Source organism: Candidatus Omnitrophota bacterium, from assembly GCA_028699255.1.
Taxonomy (GTDB): domain Bacteria; phylum Omnitrophota; class Gorgyraeia; order 2-01-FULL-45-10; family 2-01-FULL-45-10; genus FEN-1322.
This window is the reverse complement of the sequence record JAQVUX010000028.1, coordinates 1-3982: the sequence shown is the minus strand read 5'-3', so window position 1 is coordinate 3982 and position 3982 is coordinate 1. Positions and strand designations below refer to the sequence as shown.

Genomic DNA, 3982 nt, shown 5'->3' with positions numbered 1-3982 from the left:
ACAACAAATTTTGTTTCTGGCCGGTTAGATGAACGGCAAGTAAACATCATCGCCCAATGCTTCACGTATGCGCTGCGCCATCTTTACCGTAGCCTCGTTGCGTCCGTCATAGTCACCGCTATCGGCTTGCTTGGCCCATGCGAATATTACCTCCAGAAACATCTTCATAATCTGTTGCTGTAAGGTCCGATGGGTTCGCTCGGTTATTTCCTTTACAAACGCCTTGGTTGTCATTTCGCGGGAATAGCTGTTGCATAGAAGCGCTAACCCCTTACCGACTTCCTCACCGGTTCTACGTGCATCATTGTTCACCTTCTCTAAAGTTTCCGCCGCAGTCAAGTTGTTCTCGTCCATCATTTGCCTCCTTGAATTTTATAGTCTTTCGGGTTTTCCCGAAGCCTGTCGGGAATATCGAAGCCCTTCCTTTTGAACCATTCGATCTGCCGTTTGTGGTCCTCGATCATCCATTCGCGAACTGCTTCAATGGCAAGCCCCGCTCTTTCTTCCGGCCCCCATAGCGGCTTCTTGAACAACCTCCCTTCTTCGACAAAAGTGATTCGATGCTCATTCCGGGGTTCATCAGAGAAGGTTACAATATAATCTGTTTCGCCCCTATAGCGTGACTTTAACTCAACAAACGTTCTAAGCATTTAGCCCTCCTTATAAGAAACTCGGTCGATATTTCAGCGGCCACTTTTCCCATATAACCTCGCCGCCTTCGCCTTCATCAACGGCCACATGTGCAACCGTCTTTAGTATCCGTGCCGCCCGATATCCGAACCCCCCGGCTCTCTTCTCCGTGTAGCATTCGATAACGTGTGTCGCCCCTTCAGGAGCAAAGACAGACCCCTCAAACGGCCCCGGCCACTCATATACATCGAACAGTGCTCCCGTATCTTTATTGACTATCATTCCTAAACGTTCCAACGTCAACGCCCCCTTTCATCTTCCATTACTATATACATTCTACAACAAATTTTGTTTCTGCGCCTAAAATGGCATAAAAAAAAGCCCCCCGGACTCCCGAGAGGCTTTTTCCTTCCCCAAAATTGATTTTACTTCAATATCAACGGCGGATTCTTCCTTATCCCTATTACAAGCCTGCTTTCGGGCTTCACCGGTATAAACAATCCCGACATGGACTTTCTCAAGCCGTCCACAACACCCCACTTGCGTATATTGGAAGGGTTAATGTTGTTGTATCGCGGCCCCCTTATATCGGCTGTCTTCACCGCAGATTCGATCTGCTGCGCTATCTTCGCCTTATGCGCTCCGATCTCCTCGATAAGCTTATCGACAGAATCATCCGCTCCTTCTGAAGTGTCATTCATCACAAGGTTATGGATAGCAACGTTCTTTCTCTTGCTATCCAAGCGAAGAGCACGGGCCTTGCGCTGTTCCATCTTCATCGGATTCCATTCAGCGTCGAAGTTTATAAGCATCGAAGCTGTTCTCAGGTTTATACCCTCCGAGCCCGCGTCGCTGACGATGATAATACGGTTATTGCCAGCCGGGTCTTTGAACTCCTTCGCCGCCCGCTGCCGCTCAACTTCAGACGTTCCACTTCTACCCTTGGAAGACTTACCAAGATATTTTCCATAATCATACCCCAGGTTAGCTTGAACCTTCTTGGCTACATGCTCAAGCAAATGCGCCCCGCTCTGCGTTTCCTCGCCAGTCTGACCGCTGAAGAGGACAATCTTACCGTCCGGTACTTGTTTAAAATGCTCCAGCATAAGCTCATATGCTTTCTGTGCTTTCGGAGACTCGGCATACTTTTCCTCGATGCTTTTGCTATTATCCGTTGCATAGGCGGTGTTGGCTGTCTGCCGCTGGGTCCACAACTTCCGCATTGCCACTTCCGACAACTGCGAAGACTGAACGTTTTTACCCGCCCTAATAGCATCCCTATCGTTTTTTAAAGCCCTCTGCTCTTCCGGCTTCAACCCCTTTAACCCTTTATACATCTTCTTCTGCATATCGGTCATATCAAGATAGTGGGTTTTTTCTTCCTTATTCGGGGTTTTACGGCCCTCAAGCTCACTGGTGCTCTTATACTGCATATGCGGGGCAAGCTTTTCTCCCAGGTCTTTCAATTTCTCCGGGTTCATCAATGTTACCTGGCCGCGTCCCTTTTCACTCTTAGCCTTAACCGTGTAGCTTTCCATAAACTCTTTTTTCGTTCCGAGGTTATGTCTTCCCGCCGTGCTGTAGTTGATAAGCGAGTAAAGCTCGTCCGGGCTGTTCTCCATTGGTGTTCCGGATAGCATGATACGGTTTTTAAGCTGGCCACCGGCACGATCAAGGGACTTGCGAAGCTCCGCCCCGGTATTCTTTACGTGGTGCGCTTCGTCAACGATGACTGTATCGACACCATCAAGATACTTCTCAGGGTTATTCCGGAACATCTCATAGCCTACGACATTGAAGAAGCTGTTACTTTCTTTGCCCCCGGCTGAATACTTGCCATTCTTCCTCTTTGTTTCCCCACTATTACCGTAGATCGTCGGCTCTTCCGTGGTAAAGTTGCTCAACTGCTCATGCCAGTTGTCTCTGTTCCCGGAGGAACATAATATCAAGGTCTTCTTTGCGTTCCCCTGCTTATGCAGGTTCAATGCCCCGGCGATTCCGGATAAAGTCTTGCCCGTTCCCATTCCATGCCCGAGAACGTGGCTTCCCGTCCGGCTTATAGCCTCCACAGCCGATCTTTGATGCGGCTCAAGAATCAGCGGGTCAGTGTGTTTTGTCCCTTCGCTATCATACCAATCATATGTTTCTTTCAGGCCAACACCGGAAAGCCCCGGTGCTCCCTTGCGAAGATGCTCTTCGCCGTAAGGCTCCAACATCCGGACATCCTTTTGCTTCGCCATCTTCTTTCGACTATCGTAATAGTGGTCTACCAGCTTCTTAGCATCATCCCTCAATGATATACCACCCAGCATATCCCGGACGTGTTCAAATGAGCCCCCGAGGTCTACCGTGACTGTGTTACCTTCCACCAACGTTCCCGGAACCCTGGCAAACTCTTTAGCCTTACCCTTCGGGAGATATATCTTTATCATATTTTCATCTGTTACTTCGCCAATGGCTCCGGACTTCGGTATAAGTTGCTTTTTTCGCCTTACAGCAGCCACCCGATTGACGGTAAAGTCATTCCCATCGTCGGTGTGTATACTGAAAGAGTTACGGGTCTTAGCGACCAGATCTCCTTCTTCCCATTGGCCTGTTCCCGGACGCTTAAACCTGACACGGCCACCGACCTTTATAGGAAGTTTCTCCTCGCCGGGTTCCCGATAGAATGAGCCTTTGACTTTATTACCGGATACCACTTCATCCAGCCTCTTACCGGCAAATTCGCCCTTCGTAATGATAGGCGCTCCCAGACCGTCGTATTTAACGGGCAGGTGATGGTGCAGCGTTTCATTTGCCATATATGAAGACGGGGAAACCGTTACCCATGTTTCTTTTTCGGCATTTAAAGCCTTTTCGAATGATCGATCAAGGTCTTTGCCTGAGAATATTTCCGGGTCATCAAGCACTTCCCGAAGTAGTTTATCAACGATTCTCCCTTCGTTATCGACCTCTACTTCCATCTTCATATTGGTATCAGTAAGCTTTCGCTCGCCGTTTACCAGCTTAGGCTGCTTGGAGTTGAAGTTCGTTGCGTATATCCGCGATGTGCCGCCGTCCTGCCACTTATACTCTTTCCCGGTATCCTCAAAGCCGGTATGTATCTCACCCGGCAGAGCAGGCTTATTCCGGTATCGCATTTCGTTGTAATAGTCTTCATCCATCTTCTTCGGGTTTTTCTTCCAAAGCTCGGCAGAAGCGGAGAAGCTGGCGGCAGGCGCAGCAAAACCAGCCGTTTTGAAGATGTTCATGTAGTTGCCGTCCAGAAGCTCACCCTTGCTGTTGAATGCTTCCGCTATCTCAACGCGAGGCGAGCCGCCGCCCTTCTTGTTGAAGCCGGTAATCTTTGTCC

Annotated in this window: 4 protein-coding genes; all 4 read right to left on the bottom strand. The window is 49.2% G+C overall.

The window, feature by feature from the left end:
* Positions 1-24 precede the first annotated feature (24 nt).
* Positions 25-357, bottom strand: a complete 333-nt coding sequence (locus PHS46_08660; protein MDD3906571.1) for a hypothetical protein — start codon at positions 355-357, stop codon at positions 25-27.
* Positions 354-650: a hypothetical protein gene (locus PHS46_08655; protein MDD3906570.1), complete on the bottom strand. Its 297-nt coding sequence runs from the start codon at positions 648-650 to the stop codon at positions 354-356. The genes PHS46_08660 and PHS46_08655 overlap by 4 nt, the downstream gene beginning before the upstream one ends.
* 10 nt (positions 651-660) lie before the next feature.
* Positions 661-933: a hypothetical protein gene (locus PHS46_08650; GenBank protein MDD3906569.1), complete on the bottom strand. Its 273-nt coding sequence runs from the start codon at positions 931-933 to the stop codon at positions 661-663.
* A gap of 122 nt (positions 934-1055) precedes the next feature.
* Positions 1056-3982, bottom strand: a 2927-nt coding sequence (locus PHS46_08645) for a DEAD/DEAH box helicase (protein MDD3906568.1), incomplete at its 5' end; no start/stop codon positions are given.

Bases quoted from the DNA above. Each gene is read 5' to 3' on its own strand.
- PHS46_08655 (MDD3906570.1), bottom strand. From the start codon at position 650: ATGCTTAGAACGTTTGTTGAGTTAAAGTCACGCTATAGGGGCGAAACA.
- PHS46_08660 (MDD3906571.1), bottom strand. From the start codon at position 357: ATGATGGACGAGAACAACTTGACTGCGGCGGAAACTTTAGAGAAGGTG.